The organism is Micromonospora sp. NBC_00421, assembly GCF_036017915.1.
In the GTDB taxonomy this organism is placed as follows: Bacteria; Actinomycetota; Actinomycetes; order Mycobacteriales; family Micromonosporaceae; genus Micromonospora.
Map to the genome: position 1 here is coordinate 6,100,399 of NZ_CP107929.1, position 15,937 is coordinate 6,116,335.

A 15,937-nucleotide genomic window follows, 5' to 3' on the forward strand; every position below is an offset into this window, starting at 1 on the left:
TAGCCTCCCGCTATTGTCGCCGAAAATGACCAGTAGATCGGGGTGGCACTATTTACGCGAGATTCCCAGGTGCTGGGGAATTGGTAGGTGTTTCCTCTGCCGCCCTTGCCAGCGCCGCCACGATGTCATCGTGGCTCACCTCAATGACGAAGCTTTGAGGAGTGAGTTTCAAGTCGGCGTAGGCGCATCCTAGTTCGGCCAGGCGGCGGGCACGCTCCGCAAGGAACAAGTCAAAGTTGTCGTCGAAAAGCGCGTCGGGGAGCAGGGCGGCTCGCCTAACATGCTCAATGTCTATCGGCATCAGCCGCCGATACTCCGATGGAGCCTTGTCGCTAATGGTGCGATTGTCTGACCGGGAGATAATGGCGAAGTTTGCTAACGAGTTGATGCGCTTGAATTCCGCGCCTTCGCGAGCGAGATGCGCTCGCGGAAAGCAGTGATGGTATTCCTTCCTGTTGGGCTCTGCTAGAACATCCTCGATCGGGACAGGCTCTCCAGATATAAAGCTGCGAGGATTGAGCGAGGCAAGTAAGAGAATTAAAGTCTTACTCGCCACGTTCTTGCCCGAGAATGTGTTTGAGAGAAAGAAGTCGGGGCCGAGTTTGGCGTAGATTTCCCCTAGCGTATTCGGCAACCCCTGCCGCAGCTTGACAGCTTCATCGATATCACGCTTTATGTTGCGCTGGGGGTTGCCGCTGTATCGATGAGAGAAGGCGCATCGCCAGAACCACCGCACGAGTGACCGGCGCTGTTCGTCAGTCACCGGGTCTGACTGCCGCACCGAGAAGAACGCGGCGAGCGGAATTAGCATACTGGAGTAGGGAAGGAACTTGAGGTGACGGACATGAAAATTCGCTCGCACGAAATCTATCGAACGCCTAATTGCGTTCTCGACAATTGGAAAAGCTTCTCGAACGCTTGCCCCGTTGACGTCCACTAGCGATGTCGGCGAGGGTTCCCGCATTAGAACGGCCGCCGTGCACCTCATCATGAGGTCACTATCGTCGCCGACGTCTTCGAAGCCGAAGTCCCCAAACTCTTCTGCCAGGTCCAAAAAGCGCTGCTGAAGGTTGAACTCTTCGCTCCAGGTCCAAGCCGTTAGCAGTTGGTAGGTATCCAGCGGGATGCCCATCCTATTAACTCGCTCGAAGACGATTGCGACACTAGTCCTGTCCTCCGTCTCGAACGTCTGCACAGGTATCAGGAGAGAGAGGAATCGCTGTTGAACGCGAGCGATTTCGCGATGCTTGGGCTCGTCGAGGTTGCGCGTAAGTAGAGAGAATTCCACCGGCTCAAGGAAGGCAGCTAGTGGAAAGTGTCGCTCAGTATCGACTTGGTCATCAGCGAGAGCGACGAAACGTGAATCCTGAACATCGTCAAGGGCGGCGAAGTCATAATAGATGGGTAACCAGGAGTCGGGATCAGTAACGGCAGGGACAAGCGATCGCTGGAAGGCTGTGAATATTGCTGTCAGTCGCTGCTGTCCGTCCAGTACATAGTCAACCGGATAATCTTTGTCCGGCGGCGGCAGCACGAAGGTCCCGAGTTGGTTCTCCCTCTTCAGCCGCTCACTGGTCCGCCACAGAAGAATAGATCCGACCGGAAATTGCTTGTAGATGGAATCCATGAGGAGCGCCGACCGTTGCGGCGGCCATACAAACTTGCGCTGGAACCCTGGAACTCTGATCGTCCCGTCGATGAGGCGATCGATGGCCGATTGGATGCTGAGGTGGTCGCTCACGGAGAGCAGTGTAAGTGAATATGGGCACTCCTCGCAGCTCTGTGCTCGGCCGGCTCACGGGCCACGCTGCTAGAAATGTCTTTGTTGCCGCTCGTTCATTTAGGTTTGGCACGATATGATCCCATCGGATTCAGCAGCGGTGCCGCAGTACTGCGTGCCTGCCGTGTCCAGCCCCTGGAACCCGTTTGCTCCCAAGCGGTATCGGCCGAGAAGCCAGATCCGATGGACTGACCAGGCATGTAGCAAGTAGTCGATCGGTTAATCTCGTCGGTCTGAACTAGCGAATTGGGCGGTAAGCGTGCACGTCAAACACCCTGCGTCACGTATCGATTGCGGCGAGTTAACTGATGACCCCTTGTCTGAGAGTTGACCCCTGCGGCGGAAGCCTCTGCAATGGATGCAACGAAATCACGTCCGTGAAGTTCGCTGGAAATAGCGAAAAGCCCGGGGCCTAATCCGGGCGTTCGCTACGTGACCTCGTTTCTGTGAAGAACCGATGGCCGAGTGGCTCGGCCGAAGTGAGGAGTCAGCGTGACAGTAGCGCCACCGCCGGAAGGGGTCGACACGGAGCGCACCGACCCGCATAAGCGGGCACTGGAGTACATGAGGGCCATCCCCGCGCTCATGCAGGGCTTGGCTGCTCTGCTGATCGCCGTGGCGACGGTTTGGACCATCTGGTTCCGGTAGTGACTCATCCGGTGGTCCCGGGGACCTCGCGTCGTGCGCCATACGTGGCCCTGGTGGTCTCAGTTCTGGTCTCGTTCGTCGTGATGTGCCGGTGCGTGGACGCGTTCGCGCGACCGTGTCGCACCTCGTCACGGCCACTACTGCATTCACCTGGATGCAGGGTCGCAGACCTCGAAAGCGTGTGAGGGTTTACGCCCTCCGCGGGTTCAAATCCCGCCGCCACCGCTCGTGACAAGCGAGAACGCCCGGTGCGATCCGTGAGGATCGCACCGGGCGTTCCGCGTTTGCCCGGCCCGGCCGGCCCCCGATCGGAGCCGGCCCGCGACCGGGTCAGGACGTGCCGGCGTTCCGCTGGCCCACTCGGTAGGTGGCGGTGTTGCCGTCGGTGTCCAGCAGCACGGTGACCGGGCCGGGAGGCAGCGTGCAGGTGACAGTGCCCTGGGCGGCGCGGTCCGTCCCGCACGTCGACCGACCCGTCCCGCCAAAGACGGTCAGCCGGGCCCGGCCGGTGCCGGCGGTGCGCGCCCAGGTGAAGGTCTGCCGGGCGGCGGTCTGGTCGGGCGGGACGGTGAAGCAGGCCGCGAGGCGGTCCGGGCCGGCGGTCACCGTGGTGTCCGTGGTGTCCCGGGGCAGCGGCGGGCAGACCGGCGCGTCGGTCCGGGCGAAGCCCACCGTGTACGAGAGCTGCGCGACCCAGCTGTGCCCGGTGAGCAGCGCCGAGTGCGGTGCCGGACCGTCCAGGGTGCAGCCGTGCCAGGTGTACCACCAGAGGCTGCACTCCGACTCACCGTCGGCGTCCACGATGTCGACGTTCAGTGCGGCGTCGACCGGCAGCAGCGTGGCGATCGACGCCCCGGACGGGGTGGGCAGGACCACGCAGTCGATCTGGCCGGAGGTGTCGATCCGGCCCCGGTGCGGCGCGTCGGCCCAGCCGGCGTCGGAGACCGGTGTGCACCCGGCCGGCCGCAGCGGCAGCAGCGACACCGCGAACTCGGTGGTGCTTGTGGCGTCCACGCTGGCCAACAGGGTGTGCCGGCCCGCGGGCAGCGGGCAGCGGACCTGGGCGCAGACCGTCCGGCCGGCGGCGTCGAGGACCCGGGCGAACGTGGTCACGTTGTCGCCGCGCAGGGCGGTCACCCGGTAGACCCCGGCGGCCGGGACGTCCAGGATTCGGCACGCGACCGGGGCCGGGGCGCCGACGGGCGCGGCGCCGTAGCGGCCGGGCCGGACCGTGGGGCAGCCCATCGGGTCGGAGATCCGCCGGATACCCAACGGGTACGTCTCGACGGTGTTCCCGCTCCACTCCCGGTACGAGATCACCCGGTAGTCGCCGTCGGCCGGGAGCACGCAGCCGACCTGGTCGGTAGGCTCGGTGCAGATCCGGTTGCCACCCGTGTCCTGGGTCCAGCGTTCACCGGACACGATGACCCGTTCACCGGCCCGGCCGGTGAAGGGCTGGCAGTTGGTCTGTACCCGGGCGACCTGGCTCACCTGGAGGGCCGGTTGGTCCCAGGGGGCGTAGCCGGTGGTCGGCGCGCACCCGTCGGCCCGGTCGAGCGGGTTCAGCGCCACCTCGTACCGGTGGGTCCGGTCGGCGTACAGGGGGCCGCTGACCAGCAGGGTGTACCGGCCGGCGGCCGGCACGGTGCAGACCGGGACGCCCTCCCGGGCGCAGACCTGAGCGCCTGTGGCATCCAGCACCTGCCAGTCGAAGCTGGTGGCGTCGAGGCTGACGGCGCGGACGAGCAGCGGCCGGGCCGCGTCGGTGCCGAAGGTGTGGCAGGTCGCCTCGCCGGCCGGGGTCGCGCCGCTGTTCACGGCGCTGCCCGGGTCGCCGTACGGAGCGAGCGGCAGGCTCTGGCAGCCCGCCGGGTCGGACAGCCGCCGCGCCTTGACCAGGTGGGTGCCCTCCTTGCCGTACTGTTCCCAGCTCAGCAGCCGGTAGGGGCCCGGCCGGTCGAGCCGGCAGTCACCGCCGCCGTAGCTCAACTCGCAGAGCGTCAGGTGCCGCCCGTCAAGGATCAGCCCCCGTATGTCGCGCGGACCGCCCGGGTCGGCGAACCGCAGCAGCGCACCGGCTGGCTGGTCGAACAGGTGACACCGGGCGGCCGCACCGGCCGGCAGCGTCACCGTGCTCCCCGGTGACCCGAAGTCGAACAGGTCCGCCGGCAACTGCCCGCAGCTCGACGGGGTATGCGTCGACTCGGCCGCGATCGTGTAGTCGCCCCGCCCGGTCGAGTACGGCAGTTGCAGGGTGATCCGGTACGTCCCGGCGGCACCGACCCGACAGCGGTTCGCGTCCACGCCGAGCCGGCAGAGCTCCCGGCCGGTGGCATCGGTGACCCGGCCACCGACGGAGTCCCGCCCGGTGCCCCGACCGAGCTGGACGAGCAGCAGGTCGTCGGCGGCGGTGGTGGTGACGGTCCAGACGTCCTGCGCCTGGTCGACGATCGCGGCGCAGGTGGCGACCGTGCCGAGGGCCAGACCGCCGCCGCAGCGTGAGCGGGGTGGCTTGGGCTGCCGGGTGACGGTGGTGGACCGGGTACGCGGCTGTTCGGTGCTCAGCCCGGTGGCCTGCGACGCCGGATCCGATGTGGCGGGTGCCGACGCCGGCGAGCCCGTCGCCGTGGTGCCGGACGTACCGACCACCGCGGCCGGTGTCGGTGCCCCGTCACCTGCGGCGATCGGGCCTACTGCCAGGGTCGAGACGAGCAGGGTGGCCAGCGCGAGGCGTGGCAGTGACTTCCCGGCCCGGATCACCGGGCGGGACAGGACTGTGCGTGACATCGATCCCCCGTGTGCTGCCCACGCCGACTGCGTGGCCAGGAGATGTTCTCATCGGGGCCGGTCACGGACAATCCACGTCGTGGCTGCAGTTCAGCAGGGGCCGTAACCCTCGTCGAAGAGGCGGCGGGCCCAGTCGGCGTACCCGGCGATGATCTCCCGGACGGCCGTGCCGTCGTGCAGGAAGAGGTACCCCCGGTCGCCGTCGCGGGCGAGCAGTCCGTCGAACCGGTACGTCCGCTGTGGAGCGTGCAGCCGGACCGCCGACGGGTACCGGCGCAGCACCTCCCCGACGGGGGTGCCGACGGTGATCCCCTCCGGGGTGCTCATCGGGTCGTCGAGCCAGAGCAGCACCAGCCGGTCGTCGACGAAGATCGGGCTGGCCGTGCCGTGTCCGGCCAGCGTCGTACCGCAGGTGTCGGCATCGGCGCGGAGCATTCCGCGCCGGGTCAGCTCCGCCTCGCTGACGCCGAACTCGGCTCCGGCCAGGCCGTGCAACCCGACCACCTGGCTGGCACCGATGGGCCGCGCCGGAGCGTCGTGCTCCGATGGCCGGCGGCCGCTGCCCGATGCGGTGGCAGCCACCAGCAATGCCGCAAGGACGGCAAATTGTCGCAATGTCATGGAATCCCCCAGTCCACAACGGGACCGGGGCGTTCAGGTTGCTGGTCGGCCGGGAATTGCTGCTCCTCCCATTCCTCGGCCAGCTCGTCCCAGTAGTCGGCAGTCAGCCCACGCCGGCCGTGGGTCAGCCAACCGGCGGTGTTCCGCTCCAGGTGCAGGCCCAGTTCGGCGAACGGGTCGAGCCATCGGCCGGGCTCCGCGCCGAGCCGCGCCAACGCCGCGTTGATCGGCCACTCGACGCGCGGCAGCGTGAAGGTGCTGTCGAAGCGCGGACCCCAGCTCAACCGGCCGTCGAGCCAGACCGCCGACGCCTGTCGACCGAGACCCCCGGCGAACTCCGCCTCCAGGTACGCCACCGGCCCGCGCCGCGACCAGCGGTCCAGCAGCCCAGCCAGGGCCGGCGAGAGGACCAGCTCGAACGGCTGCCCGGCGGTCGGCTCCTCGGGGTGGTAGTCCGGCAGCGCGCCGGTCAGCTCCTCGACCAGTTGCGGGGTCACCGGCAGCAGCGCGAAATCCTGCCGGAGCGCGGCCAGCACCGCGTGATCCAGGTCGGCGGTCTGCTCGCGCAGCAGCTCGACATCCGCGACGACCGCGCTGAGCTGGTAACTCATCCGATCCCCCCGCTGTCCACACCCTGTGGATAGCACATGTGTACGACGGATCCGGGCCGCCGTGGATGCCCGCACCGTACCGGTGTTCATGGCGGAGGGTGTACCGGTCTGCACGCCGGCGAGTGCTGTGCCCGATGGTTGGTCGGCTGTCTACTCGTCGTCTTCCGCAGGTGTGCGGGGAGGTCGGTGGTGGCGTGCCCACTCGTCGACCTCGTCGGCGTCCCAGACAGTGGTGCCGATCAGTCGGGCGAGTGGTTCGGGGAAGCCGGGTCTGCGGGTTATCTGTAGGACCCGCTGCCGCGACACGTTGAACAGGGCGGCCAGTTCGCCCGGTCCGTACAAGCGCGGTCGCTTCACCCTTCGACCGTAGGCACGGCGCTGGCTTGACTATCGCTCCTTGCTGATTGACAAGTGGGTGCGCGGTGATGTGAGGTAGGGATGGCCTCCGGCCTGGTGGAGGAGCTTCCCGGCGGGCCGGGGTGCCGTGAAGATCGACCCCACCTCGGAGGCGAGATGCAAAGACACGCGCCGCTCAAACCGCTCTGGATCTGCACCGCCGATGCGCTGCCCTGGCCCTGCGGGCAGGCCCGACTCGACATGGTCGCCGACTACGCGGGGGAGCGGGTGAATCTCGCTGTCGACCTTGCCGGGCTGTTCGTGGAGGCGATGGCCGACCTGACCCGGACCTGCCCCGAGCCGCCCGACCCGATCACCACGTACCAGCGCTTCCTGGGCTGGGTGAAGACGACGCACAGGGCCTGAACGGGCCGGCGTGCCCCCGACAGGCTGGGAAACGACGAAGGGTCGGCTTCCGATCGGGGCCGACCCTCGCGTCGGTGCTGCTCAGACGAGCGGAGGATACGAGATTCGAAACTTGAGGTTTATCCCAGCACGCTTTCTGAGTCTGCCGTCCGTATTCGCCGGGGCTGGCAGCCGTACCAGGAAGCGACGTTGGCGCGGGCTGAAGCCTCAACGGATGGCCCTGAACGCAGCCGAACGAGACGGCACTTTCGGGGTCTGCGAGCGTAGGTCCCGAGCGGTCTCTACCAGATGCGGGCGCTCACCGGAAGCCGTCCCTACCCGACGACGCTCCACAGCACGGCACCAAGCGGCGCAAGGACCTTGACGGCCTCTGTGCCGATCTTGGCAACGTCGGTCAAACGGTTCGTCATTTCTAGCCACCACTGGAAGTGCGAGGGGTTGTTGAGATCCAGCTCAGACGGAGCTGATCGACTTTCCTGGAGAAACTCAGCTACGCCCGGCTTGTCCTCGCCGATCAGCCGGGCCGCCTGGGTCGCCTTCTCGGTCCAGTCGGCACCAAAAGATGTCTGGTTGTACTGGGAGAAGTGGAAGCCGTCTCTCCCGTTGTTGGTCGCACTACATCCGAAGAACTGAAGAGTCACAGCTTGGCAGTGTACGGAGTGGACGCTACTGAAATCACGCGGCTGGGAGTATTGATCTCCTCATCGGAAGGCACAGACCGTCCAGTTCCCCGGACGGGACCAAGGTCGCTCGCCCGGTACGGCGCTCCGGCCGGTGCGGCCCGCCTGCGGGCTATCTTGATCTCTACTGAAACTATCTCGGCAAGGTAGTGATGAAGGAGCCGGAGGAGCTTGCCGGCCATGCACGCACGTTCATGAGGCTATTGACTAGCAGAGCGCGGAGCCGCCGCCCAGTTCTGGCACGATGAAGGCTGGGTGTTCGCCTCATCCATCGGCGAGGCGATCCACCAGGCGACGGGACTATGACGAGTGGAAACGTCTGCTCAAGTTCGCCGGAACGCGGGACGGTCGGTTATACGACGCTCGCCACACCGTCATCGCGCTCTTGGCCCTTGCCGTCTCCGGCCGCGCCCTCATGTGCGTCACGGGCTGGTCGAAATCGGCGATGCTATCCACTGCAGTACATCACCGACCCGGCAGGCCGCGACATCGCGCAGCAACTCGGCGGCCTGCTCTGGGCGATCCGCAGACCCGCCCGAGGAGATGGCCGTTGGGCCGCCGCTGGGCGGGCCGGAGCAGGGCACGTGAGACGGCAACTGAGACGAGAGCGGCGGTTGGAGGCGACTCAGGGCCGGCCCCCGCGGGGCCGGCCCTGTCGTTTTGCCTGCTCGGACGAGCGGAGGATACGAGATTCGAACTCGTGAGGGTTTTATCCCAACACGCTTTCCAAGCGTGCGCCCTAGGCCTCTAGGCGAATCCTCCGCGAGCCAGGATACAGGTCCCCGCCCGCCCGGCCACCCCACCACCCCCTGAAGATCCATCAGGGGTCGGGTAGGGTGGGCGGTACCTCCCGTGCGGCGGTATCTCGTGAACCTCCCCAGGGCCGGAAGGCAGCAAGGATAAGCGAGCTCTGCCGGGTGCACGGGAGGCCTTTTTGTCTCCGGCCACCGGTACCGTACCTGCGGGTCCGGGTCACGGGGTGGTGGGTGGTCACCCGCGACCGACCGGCGCAGAATGGCCCGGTCGAGAGGAGGCGGGGCGAATGACGCTGGCGCTCTACCGCAAGTACCGGCCGCGCACCTTCGCCGAGGTCATCGGCCAGGAGCACGTCACCGAGCCGTTGTCGCAGGCGCTGCGCAGCGGGCGGCTCAACCACGCGTACCTCTTCTCCGGCCCCCGGGGCTGCGGCAAGACCTCCAGCGCCCGGATCCTGGCCCGCTCGCTCAACTGCGAGCAGGGCCCCACCCCCGAGCCGTGCGGGCAGTGCGACTCCTGCCGGTCGCTGGCCATCGACGGCTCCGGCTCGATCGACGTCATCGAGATCGACGCGGCCAGCCACGGCGGTGTCGACGACGCCCGTGAGCTGCGCGAGAAGGCGTTCTTCGCGCCGGCCCAGAGCCGCTTCAAGATCTATGTCATCGACGAGGCGCACATGGTCTCGTCGGCCGGCTTCAACGCCCTGCTCAAACTGGTCGAGGAGCCCCCGGAGTACGTCAAGTTCATCTTCGCCACCACCGAGCCGGAGAAGGTCCTCGGCACGATCAGGTCGCGGACCCACCACTACCCGTTCCGGCTGATCCCGCCGAAGGTGCTCCGGCCCTACCTGGAGCAGCTCACCCAGGCCGAGGGGGTGACCGTCGACCCGGCGGTCTTCCCGCTGGTGGTGCGCGCCGGTGGCGGCAGCGCCCGGGACAGCCTCTCCGTGCTCGACCAGCTCATCGCAGGTGCCGGCCCGGAGGGGGTCAGCTATCCCCGGGCCGCCGCGCTGCTCGGCGTCACCGACTCCGCGCTGATCGACGAGATGTGCGACGCGCTTGCCGCCGGGGACGGCGCGGCGGCGTACGCCACCGTCGACCGGGTGGCCGAGGCCGGGCACGATCCGCGCCGGTTCGCCTCGGACCTGCTCGAACGGCTGCGCGACCTGATCGTGCTCCAGCAGGTCCCGGATGCCGCCGGCAAGGGCCTGATCGACGGCCCGGCCGACCAGATCGAGCGGATGGCCGCCCAGGCCCAGCGGCTCGGCCCGGCCACCCTTTCCCGCTGCGCCGACATCGTGCACAACGGCCTGGTCGACATGCGCGGCACCACCGCACCACGGCTGCTGCTGGAGCTGATCTGCGCCCGGATGCTGCTCCCCGGCGTCGACGACTCCACCGGCGGCCTGCTCCAGCGCCTGGAACGGCTGGAACGCCGGCTCACCCTGGGTGGCGGGGAACTGCCGCCGGCCGCCGCCGGCTCCGCACCGGCCGCTGCCGCCCCGGAGGTACGCCCCACCGCTCCCGCCCCGGGTGCGGCTGCCGCCGCCTCCCACCCGGGGACCGCAGGCCCGCCGCCGGCTACCGGCGGCCTGACCGGGGCGGCTGCCGCCCGTGCCGCCGTTGCGGCTGCGGGTGCCCGGGTCACCTCACCCGGCCCGCGTTCCGCTCCCGGTGACCCGACCGACCCGGGCTCGACCGACCCGGCCTTCGTCCCCGCCGACCCGACGGGCTCCGGGACGACGTTCGCCAGCCCGGCCGGCTCTGGTGGCCCGAGCATCGACGGGCCGAGTTCCGAAGCGCCCGCCCGCCGTCCGGTGCCGGCCTCGGCGGTGATGCCCGACCCGGCGACCCCCGAGCCGCCCCGTCCCGGTTCCGCCGCACCCGGTGCCCTCGACGCGGTCGCGGTGCGCCGCGTGTGGCCCGACATCGTGGCCAAGGTCAATCGGGTCAAGAAGCCGGCTGCGGCGCTGATGCGCGACGCGGTGGTCCGTGACGTGGACGGTGACGTCCTGGTGCTCACCGTCAAGTCGCCGGTGCTCGCGCAGATGATGGGCGCGCACACCTCGGTCCTGGCCGACGCGCTCTACGAGGAGTTCGGCGGCCGGTGGCAGATCCGCTGCGAGGTGGCCGGCGAGCGGGGTGGCACGTCGCCCGGTACTCCTTCCCGGCCGGCCGGCCCGGCCCGGCCGGCTCCCGCCCCACCCCCGGCGCCGGCCGAGCCTGCCACCGGCGGTCCGGCCGGTCCGAGCGGCGGTCCAGGCCCGAATGGTCATGCGGGTCCGAGCGGTGGTGCGGGTCCGAGCGGTGGTGCGGTGGGTCTGAGCGGGGGGCCGGCCACGGTCGGCTCGTCAGCTCCCGCCGGCAACGGCCCGGGTCGTCCGGCCGGCTCGTCCGGCGGTACCCCGACCGGCTCCACCGTCCCGGCTGCCGCGACCGCCCAGGGCGGCTCGGCTGGCGGCGGTGCGGCACGGCTACCTGGGGGACCCACCGGCCAGGTGGGCGCGGTGGGCACGGTGGACGCCCCGGTCACCTCACCCGTCGCGGTCGGTGTGGACGACGACGAGGGTTGGCCCGAGCCGGCCCGCCCCGGCGGAGCCGCCAGCGTCGCCTCCGCTTCCGACGACTGGCCCGAACCCGCCCGACCAGGTGGCGCGACGGCGACCGTGACGGCAGCCGCCCCGGCGGTGCCCGCTGCGCCCGCCGTACCCAGGCCGGCTGGTCCGCCGAAGACGTCGCCGCCGACGACGGCCGGGACCGGCGGCGCGCCGGTGAGCAGCGCGATCGCGGCGGCGCGGGCGGCTGCGGCGGGTAAGGGGCCCCGGCCCGCGCCGGCAGGGCGCAAGACCGCCGACGCTGAGTGGGCCGGTGAGCCGCCCTACGACCCGGACTACGACGGCCCGACCCGTGCTGGTGGGGCGGCGGGCGCGACCCGGACCACCCCGGCCTACGAGGGGTTCGACCCGGGTGACGAACCGCTGGACGAGGTGATCGACGAGCGGACCGCCCGGCAGTCGAGCGAGGAGCAGGCGGTGCAGCTGCTCCGCGAGGCGTTCGGCGCCGAGAAGATCGACGAGGTGGACGCGCGCTGACGCGTCGTTCCCCGGACCGGACCACCGGCCGCCCCCGACTAGGCTGGGCGCGGCCGAGCAGACGAGTGCGAGAAGGAGCCATCCGTGCGCCCAGGTGGACAGCCGAACATGCAGCAGATGCTGAAGCAGGCGCAGAAGATGCAGCAGCAGATCGCCAAGGCCCAGGCCGAGTTGGCCGAGGCCGAGGTGACCGGCACCGCCGGCGGCGGCCTGGTCACCGCGACGGTGTCCGGCTCCGGTGAGGTCAAGAGCATCAGGATCGACCCGAAGGCGGTCGACCCGGAGGACGTCGAGACCCTGGAGGACCTGGTCGTCGCGGCCCTGCACAACGCCGCCGAGGCGGCCAAGGAGCTGACCGACCAGAAGATGGGCCCGGTGGCCGGCGGCATGGGCGGCCTCGGCCTGCCCGGATTCTGACCCCAGATGTACGAGGGTGCCATCCAGGACCTGATCGACGAGTTGGGGCGGCTGCCGGGCGTCGGGCCGAAGAGTGCCCAGCGGATCGCCTTTCACGTCCTGTCGGCGGACCCGGCCGACGTCAACCGGCTGGCCGGTGCGCTGCGCAAGGTCAAGGACCTGGTCCGGTTCTGTACCACCTGCTTCAACGTCGCCGAGTCGGAGCAGTGCCGGATCTGCCGCGACCCGCGCCGCACAGACGAGGTGATCTGCGTGGTGGAGGAGCCCAAGGACGTGGTGGCGATCGAGCGGACCGGTGAGTTCCGGGGGCGCTACCACGTGCTCGGCGGGGCGATCAACCCATTGGAGGGGATCGGCCCGGACAACCTGCGGATCCGGGAGCTGATGACCCGGCTCAGCGGCGGGACGATCCGCGAGCTGATCCTCGCCACCGACCCGAACACCGAGGGCGAGGCGACCGCGACGTACCTGGCGTTGATGGTCAAGCCGATGGGGATCGCCGTCACCCGCCTGGCCAGTGGCCTGCCGGTCGGCGGCGACCTGGAGTATGCCGACGAGATCACCCTGGGTCGGGCCTTCGAGGGCCGCCGCGCGGTCTGAAACCCCCTGCGGCCCGGGTGGGTGGTCCGGAGCTGCCCACCGTCCCCGGGTAGGTGGTCGCTGCGTTCCGCCGTCCCATGTTCGTGGAGAGTTGTTGTCGCTGGGGCAGTCGCTGGGGCAGCAACAACTCTCCACGATCCCCTGCGGCATGTCGCTGGCCGGCACCCCCGGGTGGGGTGCCGGCCAGCGGTGTCTTTCGAGGGTGCGGGTGTGGGTCAGCTGTTCCAGTGCTCGGCGACGAGGTCGGCGGCCTGCTTCTCCCACTGGGCGTAGGCGTCGGGGTAGGCGGAGACCTGGACGGTCTGGGCGGCCTTGGTCAGGGGCATGTCCTGCCAGCCGTCGACCTGCTTGAGGCCCTTGAGGAACGCGGTGGTGGAGTAGATCGGGTCGGTGATCTGTTCGGGGGTGCCCCAGCCCGACGACGGGCGCTGTTGGAACAGGCCGAGGGAGTCGTGGTCGTTGCGGTCGCCGAGGTGGCCGAGGTTCTCCAGCTTGGACTCCTGCAACGCGGTGCCGATGGAGATGACGGCGGCGCGTTCGTCGAGGCCGGACTTCTTGGTGGCGGCGATGATCGCCTTGGCGTTGGCGGTCTGCTCGTCGTCGAGGTCGATGCGGGACTGCTCGCCCTGGGTGCCGTGCGGGATGAGCTTGCCGCTGTCGGGCTTGTCGGCCTGCACGGCGACGGCGACGGGCCGGGTGTCGAGGGTGGGGGTGGTGTGGGTGGCGGGGCCGGCGAGGACGCCGCCGGCGAAGGCGAGGCCGGCGATACCGAGGGCGCTCTTACGCAGCATGGTGGTGTTCATGGGAAAGCTCCATTCGGGGGTTGGCGACGCACCTTGGGGAGGGGTGCGAGGCAAGCACCACGACGGGGCGCTCAGCGGGGGAGGTCGGCGGCTGCCCGAGCGGAGGACTCGCGGCACCGGACCAGGTGTAACGACCTTCGGCCCACCGTCATTCCGCCGGGGGTGGCGGCATCGGGCCGGGCAGCGGGGGGTGCTGCTGCGGTCGTACGCAGGGTGTAACGCCGCCTGCCCGGCCGGGATTCCGCCCCGGGGGTGCGGCCGGTCACGGGACGTCGACCCCATCGCGCCCGGGGCCGCCGTACCTCCGCACGGCGGCCCCGCCGAACCGGACGTTCGGCTTTCGAGCCGGCACCCCGCGTACTCCTCGAAGGGTGGTGGAGCGGGCACGGTGACGGCGGGTGACCGGCGGCGGTGACCGTTTCGGACGTTCGGGCGATTTCCGGACATCGCCGCGCGGCCTCGCTGTGACAGTCCCGTTTGTCGCGGGATCCGGCGGTGTCAGACAGAGCGCTTGGTGTCGGGTTGGTAGCGATTGCCTAACGGCCGTTCCGCTTCGGTGTGTCGTGCCATAGCCTCCCGCTCACGGACCGAGCCATGGACCGGCGTTGTTCAGGCGGATGACAGAGGTGAGAGATGCAGGCGAGAAGGCTAAGGACGGCCGTGAGCCTCGTGGCCGTTGCAGCCCTGGCGGTCGGCGCGGCCGGCTGTGCGGAGAGTGACCGCGGCGATGACAACAGTGGCGAGGCCAAGACGGGCGGCACCTTCATCTTCGCCGGTGCCGGTGACCCGAAGAACTTCGACCCGATCTTCAACGACGACGGTGAGTCGTTCCGGCCGGTCCGGCAGATGTACGACACGCTGGTCCAGCACAAGCCGGGCACGGCCGACCTGGTGGGTGGGCTCGCCGAGAGCTGGGAGCACGACCCCGAGGGCAAGGTCTGGACCTTCAAGCTGCGCCAGGGCGTGAAGTTCCACGACGGCACCCCCTTCAACTCCGCCGCGGTCTGCTACAACTTCGACCGCTGGTACAACATGAAGGGCGCCGCCGCCCAGTCGCAGATGATCTACTACCAGGACGTCTTCGGCGGGTTCGCCAAGAACGAGGCCGAGGGTGCCGGCCAGGCGCTCTACAACAAGTGCGAGGCCAAGGACGACAGCACCGCCGTCGTCACCCTCAACCAGTACAAGGGTGCGTTCCCCGGCGCGTTCGCGCTGACCGCGCTCTCGATCGCCAGCCCGGACGCCCTCAAGAAGGGCGACGCCGACACGGTCAAGCAGAACGGCGACTCCTTCGAGTACAGCTCGTTCGCGACCACCACCCCGGTCGGCACCGGCCCGTTCACCTTCGGTGGCTGGGACAAGGCCAAGAACGAGATCACCCTGAACCGGAACCCCGACTACTGGGGCGAGAAGGCCAAGGTCGACAAGGTCATCATCAAGGTGATCAAGGACGAGAACACCCGTAAGCAGGAGCTGCGGGCCGGCACCGTCCAGGGCATCGACTTCCCGGCCCCGGCCGACCGCAAGGCGCTCTCCGGTGAGGGCTTCCAGGTCCTCGACCGCCCGGCGTTCAACATCCTCTACCTGGGCATCAACCAGAAGAACCCGAAGCTGAAGGACCTGCGGGTACGGCAGGCCATCGCCTACGCCCTCAACCGTGAGCAGCTCGTCCAGACCAAGGGCCCGGGCGGCACCAAGGTCGCCGACGAGTTCATGCCGGACACCGTGCTCGGCTACGCCCCGGACGTGCAGAAGTACGAGCACAACCCGGAGAAGGCCAAGCAGCTGCTCAAGGATGCAGGTGCCGAGGGGCTGACCCTCAACTTCTACTACCCGCCGGACGTCTCCCGGCCGTACATGCCGAACCCGCAGGAGATCTTCACCGTCCTCGCCAACGACCTGCAGGCCGTCGGCATCAAGGTCACCGGCAAGCCGCGTCCGTGGAACGGCGGCTTCAAGGACGACGTGCAGCAGTTCGGCAAGCAGGACCTGCACATCCTCGGCTGGACCGGTGACTACAACGACCCGGGCAACTTCGTCGGCACCTTCTTCGGCCGGGGCAAGGTCGAGTTCGGCGACCAGGCGATGACCGAGATGTTCGCGGCCATCACCAAGGCCGACGGCACCGTCGACGAGGCGGGCAAGAAGGCGGCCTGGGAGCAGGTCAACCGGGACATCGCCGCCAAGTGGCTGCCGGCCGTGCCGGTCTGGCACGCCCCGCCGGCCATCGTCGTCACCAAGGACGTGCAGGGGATGATCGCCAGCCCGTTGACCGACGAGCGGTTCAACACGGTCAGCGTCAACAAGTGACGTCAGTCGGCTGACGCCGTAGGCGTGCATCGGCCCGGGTCGGGAGCAAGTGCCGGCCCGGGCCGATGCCG

General features: G+C 69.0%; 12 protein-coding genes, 1 tRNA gene and 1 other RNA gene. 6 read left to right on the top strand and 8 right to left on the bottom strand.

Going from position 1 to position 15,937, the window contains the following annotated elements; translation table 11 throughout:
- Positions 1–52 precede the first annotated feature (52 nt).
- The 5 genes from OHQ87_RS26075 to OHQ87_RS26095 all read right to left on the bottom strand — a co-directional run bounded on the left by OHQ87_RS26075 (position 53) and on the right by OHQ87_RS26095 (position 6,804).
- Positions 53–1,741 carry a GmrSD restriction endonuclease domain-containing protein gene (locus tag OHQ87_RS26075; protein ID WP_328342090.1) on the bottom strand — a complete coding sequence of 563 codons (1,689 nt, stop codon included), beginning with the start codon at positions 1,739–1,741 and terminating at the stop codon, positions 53–55.
- 1,017 nt (positions 1,742–2,758) lie between these two features.
- A complete protein-coding gene (locus OHQ87_RS26080; RefSeq protein WP_328342092.1) occupies positions 2,759–5,215 on the bottom strand; it encodes a hypothetical protein in 2,457 nt (818 codons plus the stop codon).
- 90 nt (positions 5,216–5,305) lie between these two features.
- Positions 5,306–5,800 carry a hypothetical protein gene (locus OHQ87_RS26085; protein ID WP_328349002.1) on the bottom strand — a complete coding sequence of 165 codons (495 nt, stop codon included), beginning with the start codon at positions 5,798–5,800 and terminating at the stop codon, positions 5,306–5,308.
- Positions 5,801–5,832: 32 nt separating this feature from the next.
- Complete coding sequence (locus OHQ87_RS26090; RefSeq protein WP_328342094.1) at positions 5,833–6,447, bottom strand: hypothetical protein; 615 nt, start codon at positions 6,445–6,447, stop codon at positions 5,833–5,835.
- A 150-nt stretch (positions 6,448–6,597) separates the two neighbouring features.
- Positions 6,598–6,804, bottom strand: coding sequence for a helix-turn-helix transcriptional regulator (locus OHQ87_RS26095; RefSeq protein WP_328342096.1), 207 nt, complete (start codon positions 6,802–6,804; stop codon positions 6,598–6,600).
- Between the two features lie 156 nt (positions 6,805–6,960).
- Here OHQ87_RS26095 and OHQ87_RS26100 point away from each other — a divergent pair, with 156 nt between their 5' ends.
- Positions 6,961–7,209, top strand: a complete 249-nt coding sequence (locus OHQ87_RS26100) for a flavin reductase (RefSeq protein WP_328342098.1) — start codon at positions 6,961–6,963, stop codon at positions 7,207–7,209.
- A gap of 314 nt (positions 7,210–7,523) precedes the next feature.
- Here OHQ87_RS26100 and OHQ87_RS26105 read toward each other — a convergent pair whose 3' ends face one another.
- Together OHQ87_RS26105 and OHQ87_RS26110 are read right to left on the bottom strand one after the other, a co-directional pair.
- Positions 7,524–7,850 (bottom strand): hypothetical protein, encoded by a 327-nt coding sequence (locus OHQ87_RS26105; protein WP_328342099.1) that lies wholly within the window; start codon positions 7,848–7,850, stop codon positions 7,524–7,526.
- Positions 7,851–8,566: 716 nt separating this feature from the next.
- Positions 8,567–8,651 (bottom strand) — tRNA-Ser (locus tag OHQ87_RS26110).
- A gap of 82 nt (positions 8,652–8,733) precedes the next feature.
- Here OHQ87_RS26110 and ffs point away from each other — a divergent pair.
- The 4 genes from ffs to recR all read left to right on the top strand — a co-directional run bounded on the left by ffs (position 8,734) and on the right by recR (position 12,753).
- An RNA gene (gene ffs / locus OHQ87_RS26115) (signal recognition particle sRNA small type) lies at positions 8,734–8,823 on the top strand.
- 108 nt (positions 8,824–8,931) lie between these two features.
- Positions 8,932–11,736 (top strand): DNA polymerase III subunit gamma and tau, encoded by a 2,805-nt coding sequence (locus OHQ87_RS26120; RefSeq protein WP_328342101.1) that lies wholly within the window; start codon positions 8,932–8,934, stop codon positions 11,734–11,736.
- A gap of 108 nt (positions 11,737–11,844) precedes the next feature.
- The gene (locus tag OHQ87_RS26125) at positions 11,845–12,153 is read left to right on the top strand and encodes a YbaB/EbfC family nucleoid-associated protein (protein ID WP_328349003.1); all 309 of its coding nucleotides are present in this window, start codon (positions 11,845–11,847) and stop codon (positions 12,151–12,153) included.
- Positions 12,154–12,159: 6 nt separating this feature from the next.
- On the top strand, positions 12,160–12,753 hold the full coding sequence (gene recR / locus OHQ87_RS26130) for a recombination mediator RecR (RefSeq protein WP_328342103.1): 594 nt from the start codon (positions 12,160–12,162) through the stop codon (positions 12,751–12,753).
- Between the two features lie 215 nt (positions 12,754–12,968).
- Here the strand turns inward: recR and OHQ87_RS26135 are convergent, their stop codons facing one another.
- Positions 12,969–13,556 (bottom strand): hypothetical protein, encoded by a 588-nt coding sequence (locus OHQ87_RS26135; RefSeq protein ID WP_328342104.1) that lies wholly within the window; start codon positions 13,554–13,556, stop codon positions 12,969–12,971.
- Between the two features lie 633 nt (positions 13,557–14,189).
- On the opposite strand from OHQ87_RS26135, the gene OHQ87_RS26140 reads away from it, so the two are divergent.
- Positions 14,190–15,866, top strand: a complete 1,677-nt coding sequence (locus tag OHQ87_RS26140) for an ABC transporter substrate-binding protein (protein WP_328342106.1) — start codon at positions 14,190–14,192, stop codon at positions 15,864–15,866.
- Positions 15,867–15,937 lie beyond the last annotated feature (71 nt).